This window comes from Deltaproteobacteria bacterium, from assembly GCA_016219225.1.
Lineage (GTDB): Bacteria > Desulfobacterota > RBG-13-43-22 > RBG-13-43-22 > RBG-13-43-22 > RBG-13-43-22.
Genome location: JACRBX010000048.1, coordinates 40,179 through 57,322 on the forward strand (window position 1 = coordinate 40,179; position 17,144 = coordinate 57,322).

General features: G+C 54.0%; 13 protein-coding genes. All 13 read right to left on the bottom strand.

Annotated elements, in window-relative coordinates; genetic code table 11:
* Positions 1-315 precede the first annotated feature (315 nt).
* Positions 316-1,992, bottom strand: coding sequence for an SMP-30/gluconolactonase/LRE family protein (locus tag HY879_04145; GenBank protein ID MBI5602525.1), 1,677 nt, complete (start codon positions 1,990-1,992; stop codon positions 316-318).
* Positions 1,993-2,239: 247 nt separating this feature from the next.
* Positions 2,240-3,547, bottom strand: coding sequence for a TRAP transporter large permease (locus HY879_04150; GenBank protein MBI5602526.1), 1,308 nt, complete (start codon positions 3,545-3,547; stop codon positions 2,240-2,242).
* The gene (locus HY879_04155; GenBank protein ID MBI5602527.1) at positions 3,544-4,014 is read right to left on the bottom strand and encodes a TRAP transporter small permease subunit; all 471 of its coding nucleotides are present in this window, start codon (positions 4,012-4,014) and stop codon (positions 3,544-3,546) included. Before HY879_04155 ends, HY879_04150 begins: the two co-directional genes overlap by 4 nt.
* 309 nt (positions 4,015-4,323) lie before the next feature.
* Positions 4,324-5,352, bottom strand: a complete 1,029-nt coding sequence (locus tag HY879_04160) for a TRAP transporter substrate-binding protein (protein MBI5602528.1) — start codon at positions 5,350-5,352, stop codon at positions 4,324-4,326.
* Positions 5,353-5,497: 145 nt separating this feature from the next.
* The gene (locus tag HY879_04165; GenBank protein MBI5602529.1) at positions 5,498-7,150 is read right to left on the bottom strand and encodes an AMP-binding protein; all 1,653 of its coding nucleotides are present in this window, start codon (positions 7,148-7,150) and stop codon (positions 5,498-5,500) included.
* Between the two features lie 14 nt (positions 7,151-7,164).
* Entirely contained in the window at positions 7,165-8,619 is a 1,455-nt protein-coding gene (locus tag HY879_04170; protein MBI5602530.1) for an FAD-dependent oxidoreductase, read from the bottom strand.
* A 66-nt stretch (positions 8,620-8,685) separates the two neighbouring features.
* Positions 8,686-10,176 carry a hypothetical protein gene (locus HY879_04175; protein MBI5602531.1) on the bottom strand — a complete coding sequence of 497 codons (1,491 nt, stop codon included), beginning with the start codon at positions 10,174-10,176 and terminating at the stop codon, positions 8,686-8,688.
* A 312-nt stretch (positions 10,177-10,488) separates the two neighbouring features.
* Entirely contained in the window at positions 10,489-11,808 is a 1,320-nt protein-coding gene (locus tag HY879_04180; protein ID MBI5602532.1) for a TRAP transporter large permease subunit, read from the bottom strand.
* A gap of 4 nt (positions 11,809-11,812) precedes the next feature.
* On the bottom strand, positions 11,813-12,397 hold the full coding sequence (locus tag HY879_04185; protein MBI5602533.1) for a TRAP transporter small permease subunit: 585 nt from the start codon (positions 12,395-12,397) through the stop codon (positions 11,813-11,815).
* Positions 12,398-12,411: 14 nt separating this feature from the next.
* Entirely contained in the window at positions 12,412-13,428 is a 1,017-nt protein-coding gene (gene dctP, locus HY879_04190; protein ID MBI5602534.1) for a TRAP transporter substrate-binding protein DctP, read from the bottom strand.
* A gap of 169 nt (positions 13,429-13,597) precedes the next feature.
* The gene (locus HY879_04195) at positions 13,598-14,206 is read right to left on the bottom strand and encodes a TetR/AcrR family transcriptional regulator (protein ID MBI5602535.1); all 609 of its coding nucleotides are present in this window, start codon (positions 14,204-14,206) and stop codon (positions 13,598-13,600) included.
* Between the two features lie 158 nt (positions 14,207-14,364).
* On the bottom strand, positions 14,365-14,775 hold the full coding sequence (locus tag HY879_04200) for a MarR family transcriptional regulator (protein ID MBI5602536.1): 411 nt from the start codon (positions 14,773-14,775) through the stop codon (positions 14,365-14,367).
* Positions 14,776-14,850: 75 nt separating this feature from the next.
* Complete coding sequence (locus HY879_04205) at positions 14,851-17,124, bottom strand: molybdopterin-dependent oxidoreductase (GenBank protein ID MBI5602537.1); 2,274 nt, start codon at positions 17,122-17,124, stop codon at positions 14,851-14,853.
* Positions 17,125-17,144: the final 20 nt, after the last annotated feature.

Here is a 17,144-nt window from a genome sequence, read left to right on the forward strand (position 1 = left end):
TTTCCTATACTATTGAATTAGGAAATTTCAATACAATTCAGCCAATTGGTTTTCATCCGGAAACTCAAAATTCCCGGCTGAAGCTTGGCTCACAGGCTTTTAGAAGGAGGTTGTCGTATGGTTGGGCCGCCTGTGATTAGACGAATTGATTCAATTCTTAGTATTTTTCAAAAAAGGAGTCAAGGATTATATTTTGTCAGGCACTGCTTCGAGGTGCCAAGGGTGCTCTTCTCGACGGCTATGACCGGAGGCGGGACAGGTTGCAAGAGGGCCTGACCCGCCAGGGGGCCGGGCACTCTTGCTCTTAAGGAGAGTTTACTTCGGAGAAATCTTATAGACGGCGTTTTCCACATCGCTGGTTACATAAATGGCCCCGGAGTCGGAGACTGCGACGCCGGTCAGCATATAGGCCGGCATGAATCCGGACGGAACAGGAAGGCCGACAGCCAGATTGATGACCAAGGGTTTCGCCTCTCCGGTGGCCGGATCAATCTGGATGAGTTGTCTGGTTCCGGTATCAACCACCAGTATCTTGCCGTCCGGTTTCACGGCGATCCCCTTAGGGGCCGAAAGTCCCGAAGCAATGACCTTCTTGCTTCCGGTTTTAAGATCGATTTTGGTAACCCGGCCGGCCCCGAACTCGGTGACATACACGGCCCCAGGTCCGGCTTTGGCCAGATAGGTCGGAACGGCCAGGTCTTTGGCGATCGGGGTCCGCTGTTTGCCTTCTTTGTCTGCAACCCGCAAAATACTTCCCGTACCGACCTCGGCCACCAGGATACTCCCGTCATCCAGCATCAGGGTGCCGGTGGGGGTTTTGAATCCCCTGATAACATACAGCAGGTTATCCGTCTTACGGTCAAAGACCTGAACGGCATTGGTGAACCAACCGGACATCAAAACAGTATCCCCGTGGATGGAAGCGGTGTTCGGGAAGGCCGCGCCCTTGTTGGGATCTTTGATCGATCCGGTAAATCCGTCAATCCTTTTATAAGTAAAATTGTCCGCCACGTAAAGGGTGTCTCCATCGGGATCCGTTGCGACGGCGATCCCTTGAGGACAGGCCAATTTCCCTTCTATGACGGTCCGGACCTTTCCTGTTTTCACATCCACCTCATAGAGACTGTTATTTCCCATATTACTGACAAACATCCGGTCTTTCGAATCGATGGCCAGGTTGTCGAGATGGGACTCCAATTGGGCGACCACCTTTTTTTTACCGGTCCTGATGTCCACCTGGACCACCTCGCCCGTGGCTGTGTCCAGGACAAAAAGATTTCCCTTGGAATCAAACTTGGCCGCTGCCGGGACCTTGAAGCCGTCGGCGACAATCTCCACTTTACCGGTTTGCACATCTACTTTGGCCACCTGTCCCTTGAACCATAGAGGCCCATAGATGTAGCCATCGGCCCCGACCCGGAAGGCATTGAGACCGCCGAGCTTTTCGGCAATTTTTCGGTTCTTCTGCCCTCCCGAGAGGTCCATCTCCCACAGGGCATCCCCCAGGAATACCTGGGATACAAAAACGCGTCCGTCTTTACTGGCCGCTATGGAGTTGGCCCCGGGCATATTATCGGCCAGGGTGACAGTTTTTCCATCCGCACCTTTAGCAAAGACCTTTCCCAAAAAAAAGGCGTTCCAGATAACCCTTCCACCCGGTTCAAAAATGAGGTCATCGGCGCCGCCGGTGGGAGGAGGTAAAAACATCATGGTCTCGCCGGTTTCTTTATTGATGCGATAAGTTGCCAGACCGGCCACGGTGCCTCCATAAAGGGTATCCTGGCTGTCAAAGGCCAAACCGTTCAGACCGGTAAAATGGCAACCGGGAACGAGGACCTGGATCTTGTACCCTGGATCCAGAACGGTCGGCATGGTGGTGCTAAATGCTTTGACTTGTGCCGGGGCAAGAATAAGGAAACAGAAACCAATGAAAATGACCATAGATCTTACGACAAGACTCCCTGAAACCAGTTTCCAATTCTTTTTCTTCATTTCCTTTCCTCCTTTTCGTTATTGATGGAATCGTAAAAAAACGCTGAAACCCGCATCACGTCATTCCGGCGAAAGCCGGAATCCAGGGAATTCAACTATTCCTGGACCCCGGCTTTCGCCGGGGTGGCGGCCTCGGGAAATTTTTACATAGTCATCTGTATTGATGAGTTCGTAAAAAACCCTTGAGACCTCAATTGTGTCATTCCCGTAGTCATCAGTATTGTGCCTGTCTTTTGTCCAATACGTTTTACTTCCCGAGCATCAAATCGGGCAGAAAGGTGGCTAATTGGGGGAACAGGAAAAGCAAGGCCCCCACGACGACAAAACTGGCCAGAAAGGGAACCACGCCGGAATAGATGACATTAAAGGACTCGCCGGTGATGTTCTTAACCACAAACACACTGATGGCCACCGGCGGGATGATCGTCCCGACCATCAGGGTAACCCCGATCATAACGCCGAACCAGATAGGGTCATAGCCGAGCTTTTGGACCGCCGGATAGAGGATCGGCGTGACCAGGATCATAAAGGCCAGGTCATCGATAAAGGACCCGCCCAGCAGGTAGAAGAGAAAAATGATGACCATGACGAGCACCCGAGGGAAAGGGAGAGCTGCCAGCCAATCGCCGGCGGTCTGGGGGATTTGGGTGATAGCCAGAAAGTGGCCCAGAATGGCCGAGCAGGCGATGAGGATAAGGACCATCACCGCCGCCCTCAGGGACTCATCGATAGACTTGACAAATCCCTTGAAGGTCAGGCTCCTCCGGAGTAAGGCCAGGATCAGGACCGCAATGGTTCCGATGGTCCCGGACTCGGTCGGGGTAAAGATACCGGCCATCAGACCGCCGATGACGATCCCGAAGATGATGGCCACGGAAATGAATTCCGGCAGGGAACGCATTTTTTCTCCAAAGGTGAATTTTTCTGTGCTCCTCGGACCAAGGGTCGGGTCGACCTTGCACCAGACGTAGATAATACCGACAAAAAAGGTGCAGATAAGCAATCCGGGTATGAGGCCGGCCAGAAAAAGACGGCCGATGGATTGCTCAGTCATGATGCCATAAATAATCATGGTGATACTCGGCGGGATGAGAATGCCGATGGTGCCGACACTGGCCACAATTCCGGTGGACAACTTTCTGCTATAATTATACCGGGTCATTTCCGGGACGGCCACACTGGAAAAGGTGGCGGCCGTGGCCAGGGTCGAGCCGCACATGGCCTTAAAAAGAGTAGCGGCCACGACGGTGGCCATAGCCAGGCCGCCGGGGACGCGGCCCACCAGTTTGTAGGCCGCTTCATAAAGCTTCTTGGCGATGCCGGCGTTAAAGGCAATCTGTCCCATGAGCATGAAGAGCGGAACGACGGTCAGGCTATAGGAGGACAGAACGTCAAAAAAATCCTGGGCCATGAGACTATAGGCGGCGTCAAAACCGGAGAGAATGGCAAAGCCGCAAATACCGACCATGGCGATTCCAAAGGCGATCTCAACCCCGGTGAGGAAGAAAAAAATCAGGAAAAGACAAGCCGAAAGGCCTAAGACATATTCATTCATTTTTCCCCTCCCTGGTCATAAAAAATTTCAGCCACCGATACGAGGCACTGGGCCAGACTACTGATGGCCAGGCCAAAAACCACCGGGTAGAAAGGGAGTCTCAAGCTGAGGGTCACCGACCGGGTGTCGATAAACTTTTTCCCCATGAGGATAAAATACCAGGCCGCTATGAGAAACATGCAAAACACCAGGATTCTTGTGATGATTCGAAGGATCCTCCGTGGTCGGGGCCCAAGCTTATCAATCAGAAGATCCACATAGACCTGGGCCTTCATCTGTGATGCCCGGGGCAGGGCAAATCCGGTAACCAAAGCCCCTAAGAAAGCGACGACTTCGTAGACCCCGACGATCGGTCTCCCCACAAATCGCAGAACAATGTCCGAGAAGGTGAGCACCATCATGATGAGCAGGACTATCCCGGCAATCACGGACAATAAGCTGGACAAACGATTGACCCATACCCGCATAGGTATCCTCCTTGACTGTATTAAGCCTTCATGCCCCATGGGCAAACCACAAATAATGAAATATCGAACATCGGATGTCGAAGGAAGGCAAGAACAAATTATTTCATGATTCGAAATTCGATATTCAAAGCGTCCAGGGGCCAGGGGTTCAAGGGGCAAGGTTTTTACACTTGCAACCTGCAACTTGAAACGTGTATCTTTCTTCTTTAACTCAACCCTGCCCCCTGATCCCCGACCCCTGAATCCTGATTCCGTTCTTCATGCGTGCAACCGCAACTTGAAACTTACAACTTGCAACTTTTTTTCTCATCACGGATTAGGATTGGCTTTCAGCCAGTCCTGAAGGAATTTCAGGGATTCCTCTCCGGGCAATCCCAGCTTTTTCATGCTTTTCACATAATCATCCAGGATGGGTTTCATCTTCTGACCTGACAGGGCGACCTCTTCTTTGGAGATCTTAAAGACCTTCGCGCCTTTGGAAACCGCGAAATCGATGCCCTCCTTGTCGATATCGTCCCAGGCCAGGGCGGTTTTCTCGATCCATTCCTTACTGACCTGCTCCAAGGCCTTTTGAAATTCCGGCGGCAAAGCGGCCCACTTGGCTTTATTCATCACCACGCCCATGGCGTTGGTATAGCCGATACCGTCATTGATCTGCACCCCCCGGAGCAGGTCGCCGAATTTCCACCCCTTCAGGCTTTCCACCGGCAGCAGGGAACCGGCGATGACGCCCCTCTGAAACCCTTCATAAGAGTCAGCCAGGGGGATGGAAACGGGTATGCCGCCCATGGCCGTAACGATCTTGGCCGTGTCACCGGCGCAGCGCACCTTGACCCCTTTCAGGTCATTGATAGAGGCCAACGGTTTCAGGGTCGCAAAATGTCCCGGGCTGGTGGTATAGAAATAAAGGATCTTGACGTCATCGTATTCCTTGGGCTTGAACTTTTCATACCAGGCGTTGAACATCCGGGTGCCCTGACGGGCGCTCTTCACCCCCAATGGAAGGTAGATGGCCTCCGTCAATGGGAAACGGCCGGCGTTATATTGCTGGGTAACCATGCTGATATCCGCTATGCCCTTGACAGCCGCCTCATAGGCCTGATTGGCCGGGACCAGGGTGCCCCCCGGAAGATAGGTGATCTTAACCTTTCCATTGGTGCGCTTTTCCACTTCCTTGCACCACTGATCCGCCAGGACAGCCATCTTGTGGACCGGCGGGAAAAAGTTGGCATACTTGAAGCGAAATTCCTTTTCTTCAGAACGGGCCGGACTACCGGCAGCCAAAACAAAAAACATAGCCAAACTGCAAATCAAACTAACCATTCCAAGTTTTTTCATAATGTCCTCCCTTTATAAAAAATCTGATTTTTCAAAACTCCCAAAATTTCTTCCGGTTTTTTTTCCTCTTCGAATAAAGCCCATCGCCTCCTTCGTCTACAAAAATGGATTGCTTTTAAATTCCGAAATCCGAAATTGAAACGCCTTACCCCTTTTTTTCTTCCTCCACCAGCATCCGCCTCAGTATCTTTCCGGCGGCACTTTTAGGAAGTTCCTGTTTGAACTCAATGGCCCGGGGCCGCTTGTAGGCGGACATGTTGTCCTTGCACCAGGAAAGGATTTCCGCCTCCGTGATTTTGCCGGCATAGCCCTCCTTTAAAATGATAAAGGCCTTGGGGGTCTCACCCCGGTAAGGGTCGTTCACTCCGATCACGGCGGCTTCTTTCACCGCCGGGTGCTTATATAGGAGGTCTTCCACCTCGGCCGGAAAAACGCTGAATCCGGAACACTTGATCATTTCCCTGGAACGGCCCAATAATTTCAGGTACCCTTCCTCGTCCATAAGCCCTATATCTCCGGTATGAAGCCAGCCGTCTTTGAGGACTTGACTGGTCTCCTCCGGTTTGTTCCAGTAGCCCTCCATCATGGAACCCGCTTTGATAATGACCTCTCCTTCCTCGTTTGGTCCCAGCTCCTTTGTCCCGGTCTCCCGGTCAACGATCTGGAGTACATTATTAGACCCTGGAATACCCACAAAACCGGGCTTGTAGCGGAACAGGGGGGTGCAGGTGCCGCCTGAGGACATGGTTTCCGTGAGCCCATAGCCTTCACCGATGACCGTGTTAGGCATGAGGGCCTTTAATTTTTTTTGGAGCTCCACGGAGATGGGTGCCCCGCCGGTCCAGAGACACCGGAAGGAGCTGAAGTCATAATCCTCGACATTGGGCAGGTTCAGCAGGGCAATCACCATGGTGGTAGCGCCGACCCAATAGGTACACCGATACCGGGAAATGGCCTGGGCCACCACCTCCGGGACGAAGCGGGCTAAAATAACGACCCGGGCGCCGGCCGCCAGCGGGGTGCACATCAGGTTGATCTGACCCATGACATGAAAAAAGGGCGCCACCCCCAAGAAGATATCGTCTTCCCGGTGGTGGTACCAATGGAGGGACACAAAGCTCGCCGAAGCCAGGGCATAATGGCTGATCATGGCCCCTTTGGGGGTGCCGGTCGTGCCTCCGGTATACTGTAAAACCGCCAGCTCTTTTTTCAGATCGGTTACCTGGCACAGGGGTTCATCTTTAGACTGTCTGATGAAAGTCTCAAAAGCCAGGGTATCGGGAAAAGACCGGCCGGCCAGGCCGGCTTCCGGCGGCAGAGGCAGCAGGGGCTTTTCCGGAAGATAGTCTTTGAGAGAAGTAAGGATAACCTTTTTTAGGGGCGTCCGGGACCTTACTTTTTCCACTTCCGGGTAAAGGGCGTCCAGACCGATCAGGGTCTGGGCCCCGGCGTCGTTCAGTTCGTGTTCCAGTTCGGCCTGCTTGAACATGGGGTTGACCGGGACGACGATGGCGCCGGCCCTTTGTATCCCGAAATAGGCCATAACGAACTGGGGACAGTTCTCCATATGAAGGGCCACCCGATCGCCCTTCTTGACCCCCAGATCGACCAGCCCCCAGGCTATGGCGTCAATGGTTCGATTAAGCTCCTGATAGGTGATGTCCCGGCCATAAAAGGTGAGGGCTATCCGTTCGGGTGTCAGTGCCGCCCATTCCCGTATATATTCGGACGTGGGCTTATCCACGGTAAAGGTCTTAGGGACCCAAGAGGGCCAGACTTTGTACCATCTGTATTCCATATTCCACCTCCTGATTAATTTAAAAAATAACCGATGACATTTTCACCGGCCAGCCATCCGGACACCAGGGCAAACCCGCAGGCCGCCCCGGCGGCGATCATATCGTAACTATCCCCGTACAGCCCGCCAGCATCGTTGCCGACCGCATAGAGACCGGGGATGACCTGGTCGGCATGGTCGAGGACCTCGGTTTTCTCATTGATCTTAATGCCTCCATTGGTCCCGCAAAAATCGCCAAAGCACTTGAAGGCGTAGAAGGGAGGTCTTTGAACCGGCCGTAGATACAACCGATCCTTAGCAAAGGCCTCGTCGTAACCTTTTTCACAGAACCGGTTGTAGACCTCGACGGTTTTTTTAAAAACTGCGGGGGTGACCTCCATCTTCAAGGCCAGATCTTCGATGGTCCCGGCCACCATGATGTTCCGATTCTTTTTGGCCAGGGCTTCCTTCAATTCATCATCGAAACCGGTTAACCGGGTCCCGGGGGGCACAAACATGCCCACACCGACATCGACCCCTTTTTCCACAAAATAGTGCCGGGCCTGGTCATCAAAGATCCTGAAGACGAAGCCCCCTTTCTGGCGGGCCATGGCATTTCCGCAATAAATCGAATTATGGACAATGGCCTCGTCGCAGAAGCGGAGACCCTGCTGGTTGATCCATAGCTCGGGCTGGCGAACGGCGGCCACGATATGTCCGGCCGGTTTTAGGCCGGGTCCGACCGGACCGCCGGAGGAAAAATTGAGCACTCCCAGGCCTTCCTTGGCTGCCCCGACGGCCCAGGCCATACGGAGACCCTCACCGTATTTCTCAAAATTCCCCAGGGGAAAAAGATTGCCCCGGAGGTCCAACCCCGTATATTTTTTGATCAGCTCCGGGTCATTGGCATAACCGCCGGTGGCAATGATCACCGCCCTGGCCGAGACCGCAGTCTGCCGGCCTTCCTGATCTTCCACCAGGACACCGGTAACCGGGCCGTCGTCCTGCCGCCTAAGCTGTTTGACGGCGGTCTGGTATTGTATGGCAACCCCTTTTTCGACGGCCCGAGAAAGCAGGACCTTGATCACAGCCGCGCCGCGTCCTTTGAAAAGGTGCCAGGTCCTGGGGGCCCCTGGCCAGAAAGAAGAGGGCTCGGTGAATTCAACACCCATCTGTTCAAGCCAGTCGATAGTAGCGGCCGATTTATCCACAAAGGCCCTGACCAGGGAAGCGTTGGCCTTCCAATGACTATAGTCCATGATGGCTTTAAAGGCCTCGTCCCGGGTGACCCGTACATTCCGTTTCTTCTGCAGGGTGCTTTCGGCCCCGAACATGCCTTCAGGGAACCGGGTACTGCCGCCGGCCACGTTCATCTTCTCATAGACTTTGACCCTCAGATCGCTTTCTGAAAGGGCGAGGGCCGCCATGAGACCGGCCCCCCCGGCCCCGGCTATCACTACATCGCACTTTGTTTTTTCGTCATTACCCATGTTCATCATCCTCCTTGGCCTATTGCCGGCAGGAGTGCTTCGGGCCTTCATAAAGAGAAACTTCCCTTATAGCTTGGGAGGAAAGGCCGGAAGTTCATCGAATAAAGGGTGTCCTTCCCGGTTCTCCACCCTGGCCGCCCGCTTAGCCGCGGCTTTGTAGCGGGGAAAATCGGCCAACTGCAATATGGACATCTTCTGGGCCTCGAGCGAACCCTCGGCATGAATGGTCAGCACATCTTCATAGGAAGAAGTCAGGTCCCTGACCAGCTTGACCATGCGCAGCCGTTCTTCCGTGGGGACACCGGCCTTGCCACCCAGATATTTGTCCAGAAGGTCATGAGTCTCGGGATTGAAAAAGTCTTTGGCCGAGGGACAGGTGGCCACGATCCCGCCGGCGATGTCCTGGATATATTTGGTGGCTTCATGCCAGTTATTGGCGAACTGATATTTGCAGATATTGGCGATCATCGGATTGGGGTAAACAAAATCCGAATCCTCCTCCTTAATGCAATGTTCCACTGCCGCCCGGCCCAGGGTCTCGATCATCTCCGTATACATGACCAGCCAGGTGAGTTTTTCACGGATGTGGGATACCTTTTCAATGCCGTTGTACTCGGCCATCAGGGCCGCGGCACCGGTAAAAAGCTCCAGCTCCATGGCCTTGTAGGTCTCGGCGCTTAGACGATGGAAATTGGCGAACATATAGGCCACCTGACCGGCAAATTCCCATTCGCCTTTCAGAAAGAGGCGCTCGTTAGGGATAAAGACATCATCAAAAATGATGGTGGCGTCATTGATAAAGACGCTGCCGGCAATGTGGTGATCGAATAAACTCACCCCTTCGCTCACCTCCGGCTCGGCCGAAATAAGGGTGATGCCTTTGGCATTGAGGGGTGCCCCGAAGGCGAGGGCATAAGCCTTGTCATCCTCTTTCATGGCCCGGCAGGGGGCGATCAACACTTCATTGCATAAGGGGGCCTGGCTGATATGGGTCTTGGCTCCGCGGACGATGACGCCGTCTTCCCGTTCTTCGACGATCCGCAGATAATAGTCCTGATGTCCTTTCTGCTGTGAGGGGCGCAGACTCCGATCGCCCTTGACATCGGTCAAACCCATGGCAAAGGATAGATCGTTTTTTTGCAGATGCCGGCGGTAGGCCTCCACATTGGCGGCGTAATGGGTGCCATATTTTTTATCGATCCTGCGGCTGACTACGGTCACCGAATTCAGGCCGTCCTTGGCCACGAACTTGGCCCCGGAGGGTTTTCCGAAACTAACCCTGGCCCAAAGTTTGACCATCTCCCGGAGCCGGAAAAGGTCCTCTTGGGTCCGCTGAGGCATGAGGGCGAAACTGACCCTTTCGCCGTCTTCATCCAATTCCGTGAGAAGGTCCTGGTACCTGGGGTCCTGATTGAGGACATAATCCATGGCCACCCAATCGCGGCAGATCTTCAGAATCGGGTGTTCGGTCACATCGGGAATTTTTTCGCCGTTTAAGTACATGACCCGGCCGTCTTTCAGGCTGTTGATGTATTCTTGTGGTGTTTTAAGTGCCATTTTTATTCTCCTTTGAATTTTATAGTTAATCAGTTGTGAACGATTTGGAAAAAGTTGAAAAATGCCCTGCCGGGTTTCCCCTTCAGGCCCAACCGGTCCTTCGAAGGGCCTTTTAGAGACCCTGCCCATATCAACTACTGAACGGTCAGTCTATCATTTAGGCAAAAAAAACAGTGCCCCTATTGCTTTGTTCTTCTAAGCCCTCATCCCCTAGGGGCACCACGAATCAAATAATGAATGTCGAAGTAAGGTTGGTTTTGAACCCGCAACCCATAACTCGTAACCCGTAACGCTATCTTCGTATTCCCCCCTCTACCCCCCGGCTAACAATTTCCGGGGCAGCCAGGTGGCCAGCTCCGGAATCAGGATAACGATAATCAGACACAAGGCCTGGATGCCCACAAAGGGTATGACCGAGCGGATAATATCCCCCATGGAAATATGAGGTGGCACAATGGCTTTCATATAGAAAAGATTGAAGCCAAAGGGTGGGGTCAGATAAGCCATTTCCATGTTGACGATAAACAGCAGGCCGAACCAGACAGGATCGAAGCCCAGGGTCTTGATTACCGGGACGAAGACCGGCGTACAGATCATGATGATCCCTCCCGGATCCAGCAACATCCCGAGGATGAAGAGCACCACCTGCATGCCGATTAGGATCATATACTTTGAAACCGGCAGGGTGGCGATCAATCCCTGAATGAAGTCCACGGCCCCGATGGCCGTATAGAGGGAGGTGAAGGCAGTGCCCCCGATAATGATCCAGACCACCATACTGCTGAGCCGCAGAGTGGCGTAACTCGATTCCTTGATCACGCTCCAGGTGAGGCTACGGGATACGGCGGCGCAGAGTATGGCCCCCAGGGCGCCCAGGGCCGCAGCCTCAGTGGGAGTGGCGACTCCTTTGAAGATGGACCCCAGGACCAGGGCGATGAGGACCAGGGGCAGAACCACGGCCCGCAGGGATTCGAATTTTTCCTTCCAGGTGGCCCTTTTATCTTTGGGAAGGGCCGGTCCCAGATCTTTCTGAAAAAAACAGCGGATCAGGATATAGAAGATGAACATCAGACCCAGCAGGATCCCCGGGACAATACCGCTGGCGAAGAGGGCGCCGATGGATTCCCCGGAAAAGAGGCCGTAGAGGATAAAAGGGATACTGGGCGGGATCAGGACCCCCAGTGCCCCGCCGGCGCTGATGCAGCCGATGGAAATGTCTTTGTTGTAGCCCCGCTGCAGCATGGAAGGCAGGGCGATGAGCCCCATGCTCACTGTGGCCGCCCCGCTGACCCCGACCATGGCGGCGAAGATCATACAGATGATCACCGTCCCCACAGCCAGTCCGCCCCGAACCCCGCCGAACCAGCGATACATCATTTCATAGAGGGCTTTGGCCAACCCGGACTGTTCGAGGACTACGCCCATGAAGATAAAAAGGGGGATAGCGATGAGGATAAAATTCTGCATGACCCCGAAGGAATTGGACGAGATCTGCATCAGTCCCTGCGACCCCCAGAGCAGGTAGGAAAAGATGACCGCTGCCCCGCCCATGACCATTACCAGGGACGCGCCGGTGGCCAAAAAAAGGAGCAGCCCGGCGAACAAAAGCGTTGTGATCAGTCCGAGGTCCATGGGACTACCCCTTTCTACCTATAGAACTAAGGGTTTGGCAATCGCGGATGAATTTGGCGATGGCCTGTAAGAGGAACAATAAGGCCCCCAGGGGGAGCATGATCCGGAAGGGATAGAGCGGCGGTCCCCATTGCGTGGAATCATGCTCCAGGGTGACCAGCGACCGCCAGGCCCCTTCTCCCCCTTTCCAGAGCAGGATGCCCAGGAACGGGACGGTCAGCATGAAAAAAGTGATAATGTCCAATATGGCCCTTCCCCGCACGGAAAAGCGGTTGTAAAAGATGTCCATGTTGACGTGTTTATTTTCCTTGGCCGTGTAGGCTCCGCCCAGGATGATGAAGGTGCCGAACAGCATGGCCGACATTTCCTGTGCCCAGACGGTCGGCCGTCCGAAAAAATAACGCATGACTACGTCGTAACTCACCATCAGGGCCAGTACCACGATCAATAGTCCGGCCATTTTCCCCACCGACTCGCTGAGCCAATCGATGCCGGTCAGCAGGCCGCCCCCGCTCTTTGGTGGACGGGGAACGGTCTGGGTCTCCGGCGCGACACCAGGCAGGGAGGTTCCTTTTTCTTCCCTGTTCATGCCTCGCCTCCTGATCAGCGGCCTTTTTCTTTCCGCAATTCCTTAAGCAGGTTGATCGCCTTGGCGGACAGGGCATCCTTCTTGGCCATCTCCATCTCCATGCCCTCGCTCACCTTATCCATTTTTTTCTGCTCGGCCTCGGGCAGGTTGACGAATTGGACCTTCCATTTTTTGGCCATTTCCTCTTTGGCGGTTTTGGTCAGGGCCCGGGAACTGTTAAAGCCGGCCATACCGCATTTCTGCAAGGCCGATTCCAGGGCAGCCCGTTGTTCCGGTTTCAGTTTTTTCCAGAGGTCCAGGTTGATCATGATGTTGTTCCAGGAGCCGATGATCGGTTCCGGTTCCATGTAGTTTTTCAAGACTTCCTGAAATTTCATTTCGTACATGGGGCCCGCGTCGCCCCAATGGGCGCCGTCAACCACGCCTGTGGCCAGTGCGGTATACAACTCCCCGGCGGCCACAACCGTCGTGGAGGCCCCCAACTTGCCCAGGAAATCGGCCATGACCCCCATGGCCCGTAGTTTCATTCCTTTCAGGTCCTCCACCTTGTTGACCGGTTTTTTGGTCATCAGGCCCACCGAAAAGGGTTCGTAAGGGATGATGTAGACGTTGTGCTTGGCATAGCCTTCACGCAGGAGGTTTATGAACCCCTTCTTGAACATGAATTCCCGGACTTCGTCAAAGTTTATGAAGGAATAAGGCAACCCCTGACCGACTTCGCTCACCGGGATGGCCTTGTACCAGAAGCCTTCCGGATAAAGGGCCATATCCAGGGTCCCTTTGCCGACGGCGTCCATCATCTCCTTCACCGGGACTATCGAGCCCGCTGGAAAGATGGAGACCTCCAGGGTCCCCTTGGAGGCCGCGGCCACATCCTGGGCAAAGGTGCCCATGGACCTTTTGGTCTGGGTAGGGATCAGGTGGGTCTGCATCCGGATTTTCACTTTGGGTTCTTCAGCGGCCTGGCTGTAACTCCCCGTAGCCAGCGCTACCACCATTACCAGGGCCAGTAAAATCTTTCTAGACGTCATCTTCCTTCCTCCTTGATAAATAATTAAATTGCTATTCTGAAAATTTAGTGCAAACTTTTTAAACGGCGAGGCCATCTGCCTCTGGCCGGACCATCCCAGAGACCTGATCCAATATCCTCGACCGGAACCCTGTGGACTGAACGATCAGTCGAGATTAACCTCAAAAAATTTAAGGCCCTTTTTGAGTCAGGCCTTTCAAAATAAAATCTCGAACCGTTTTTACAAAGGCCCGTGCATCCAGCGATTCCCCCTTCACCAGCCATTGGACCAGCATCCCGGTATGACAGGCTATGACGGCATGGGCATAAAGGGCTGAATCCACATCCCGGTTCACCGAGCCGTCCCGTTTCCCGGCTTCCAGCATGCCCTCAACAATGATATCGAACTTCCCATAAACCGCCTTGGCCACCTTCTCGGCCTCGGTATGGGTGCCGGATATCTCATTTAAAAGGGTGTTGAAGGCCAGGCACAGGTCCCGGTTATCCCGGGCAAATTCTGTTGAGTACTTATGAAAAAGGCGATACCTGACGGTGAAATCTCCTTTACAGCCTCGTACCGTTTCGCTTAATTTGTCCAACAATTCGGTTTCAAATTTTCGAAAAATAGTGATCAGGATTTCTTCCTTGCTCTTGAAGTACCAGTAAAGGGTACCTCTTCCGATGCCAGCCGCTTCGGTGATCTCTTTTACCGACGTTCCCCGAAAACCATTGGCCAGGAAAAGTCGTGTACTTTCACGGATTATTGCTTCTTTGACGTCGCTGGTTTTAGGTTCGTGCAAGTTCTTTGCCTATTCTTTATTGACCGTTCAGTCCATGATTTATTCCCTTTAATATATCGAAAAAAGGATGTCAAGAAAAAAAATTCCCTTTCAAAAAAAATCCGGGGAGAATAAAGGGGCCCATGAGGGCTTAACGGGAAACAGACTATCCGACCGATTCAGATCATCTTTTGACTGTTCTGGATCAATCTTCTGACGTTAGTCAGGAGATCCTGTTTTTCCTCAGGAGAAAAGCCTTTCAACATCATTTTCAAACACTGGTCGCGCTCTTTTTCGATCTTTTTCAGGGTTTCTTTTCCCTTAGCGGTGATTTCGAGCAGAGTGACCCGCTCGTCTTTAATGTCCGATTTTTTGAGGATAAAGCCGTTTTTTTCCAGCCTCTTGGCTATGCCGGTCATATTGGCACCCGGGACGAGCATGATGCGGCTCACCTCGGTGATCCGGCTTTGTCCATCGGTTGAGGCATCCAAAACCCTCAGGACATTGTATTGGGGGAAGGAGAGGTCCTGGTTCCTGAAAATGGTCGATATGGCCCTTTTAAAGATCTCGGCCGCTCGGACCACGGCCATCAGGACCTTCTCGTCCCCGCTTAAATCGCTTCGATAGTTGACAACTCTCACAAATAATCCTCTAACCCTTACAATCTATTTTTCTTTCCGCAGACCCTGTAAAATCTTCTCCGGCGTTATGGGCAAATCCAGACACCGGTAACCGGTGGCATGATAGACCGCATCGGAAATGGCCGGAGCGGTGGGGGAGGCCAGGCCTTCTCCGCATTCTTTGGCCCCCATGGGGCCTTCCGGTTCGTAGGTGTCCACGTGAACCACTTCACTGGGGGGCATATCCAGGGCGTTAGGCATCTTATAGTCCAGGAAGTTGTTGTTCAGGGTCTTGCCCCCGTCCATGACAAACTGCTCGGAAAGGGCATAGCCCAGACCCATCTGGATGGATCCGGCCAACTGTCCCTCCACGGCCCGGGGGTTGATCACCGTGCCGCAGTCATGGGCCGTCCACATCTTTTTCACTTCCACCAGACCGGTCTCCTGATCGACTTCGACCTGGGCCACCTGGGCCCCGAAGCCGAAGGCCGGAGTGACCAGCCCCTTGTCCCGGGGGGTATAGGAACCCCTGGCCACCAGGGGCTCCCCCCGGTTGGCCTTCTGCACCATGGCCACCGCCTCCCCGAAAGATAACCCTTTATCCGGCCGGCCCTTGGCCTGGACCCGGTTGTTCAGGCACTCAAATTCATAGATGACATTTAAATTGAACCGGGCCGAGACGGCCCCGAACAACTGGGCCTTGATCTTTTTGGCCGCATCGATCACCGCGTTTCCGGCCATCAGGGTCACCCGGCTACCCCAGGAGCCCAGGTCGGCCTGGGGGGTCATGGCGGTATCGGCCGAGGTAATCCGGATGTCCTCCATCCGCAGTCCCAGCTCTTCGGCCAGGATCTGTTTGAGGGCCGTATCCGATCCCTGACCAATGTCGGAGGCCATGGTCAGCAGGTGGACGGTGCCGTCGGTAAAGGCCCGGACTTCGGCAGCCGAAAAGGGATATTGGGTATTGAACCAGTTAAAGACCCCTCCGGAAATAAAGCTGTAGCAGCCGATACCGATCCCCTGCCCCGGTTTGAGATTTTTCCGTTTTTCCTTCCAGCCGCTCATCTTGGCCACGGTCTTGATGGAATCGATAAAGCCGCAACTGGAAATGGTGGCCACGTCCGGGATCTTATCTCCGCTCACCTGGGCGTTTTTGATCCGCAGATCCACCGGGTCGATCCCCAATTCCTCGGCCGCACTATTCATCTGGATCTCGGTGGCGTAAAGCGACTGGGGAGCACCGAAACCGCGCATGGCGCTGGCCGGGGGCTTATTGGTGTAAACGTGTTCCCCGTGAAACCGGTAGTTGGGATAGCGGTAGAGCATGGCCCCGAAATTGCCGCACAGGAAAGTGGCCGTGGGTCCCATGGCATTATAGGCCCCGCCGTCTAATTGAATTTTCAGGTCTTTGGCCATCAGGGTCCCATCTTTCTTGAAGCCGACCCTGGAATGGAGCTTCATGGGGTGTCTGCGGCGTCCGGCCAGAAATTCTTCTTCCCGGCTGAGGGTGAACTTGACGGGCTTGCCGGTTTTTTTGGCCATCAGGGCGGCACAGAATTCCCAGGTCCTGAGTTCCATCTTGCCGCCGAAGCCGCCGCCGACAAAGGGTTTGATCACCCGGATATCATTTTCCCGCATACCCAGGGCCGAGGCCAGAAGACACTGGACGATATAAGGAACCTGGGTCGAGGTCCAGAGGGTAATCCGGCCGTCCTGATCAGCCTGAGCCAGGGCCGAGCAGGGCTCCAGATAGGCATGACTGACCGCATGGACCGTAAAGGTGTCCTCCCGGATATAATCCGATTCCGCAAAGCCCTTTTCCACATCGCCGTATTGGATCTTCCGGTTGACGCTGACATTATTGGAGCAATAGTCATGAATGACCGGGGCCCCCGCTCCTCTGGCTGCGTCCACGTCAAAGACGGCCGGCAATTCTCCGTATTCCACGATAATTTTTTCCAGGGCTTCCTGAGCCGTGTCCGGGTCTATGGCGGCCACTGCGGCCACTTCATCCCCGATAAAACGCACCTTGTCCACGGCCAGGGGGTATTCGTCCTGGGTTTCCGGAAATAGCCTCCAGTTGCCGTATTTGATCTTGGGCGTATCCTCGCAGGTCAGTACGCACTTGACCCCCAGCATGGCCTTGGCCTTACTGGTATCGATATATTTGATCTGGGCATGGGCCAGGGGACTTCGGAGTATCCGGCCGTAAAGCATCCCCGGCAGTTTCAGGTCGTCCGTATATTGGGCCCTGCCTCTGGCTTTGGCCTCGGCATCGTTCCTGGGCACCTCTTTTCCGATAATATTGAATTGTTCCATGTTCCTTCCTTTCCCCTTAG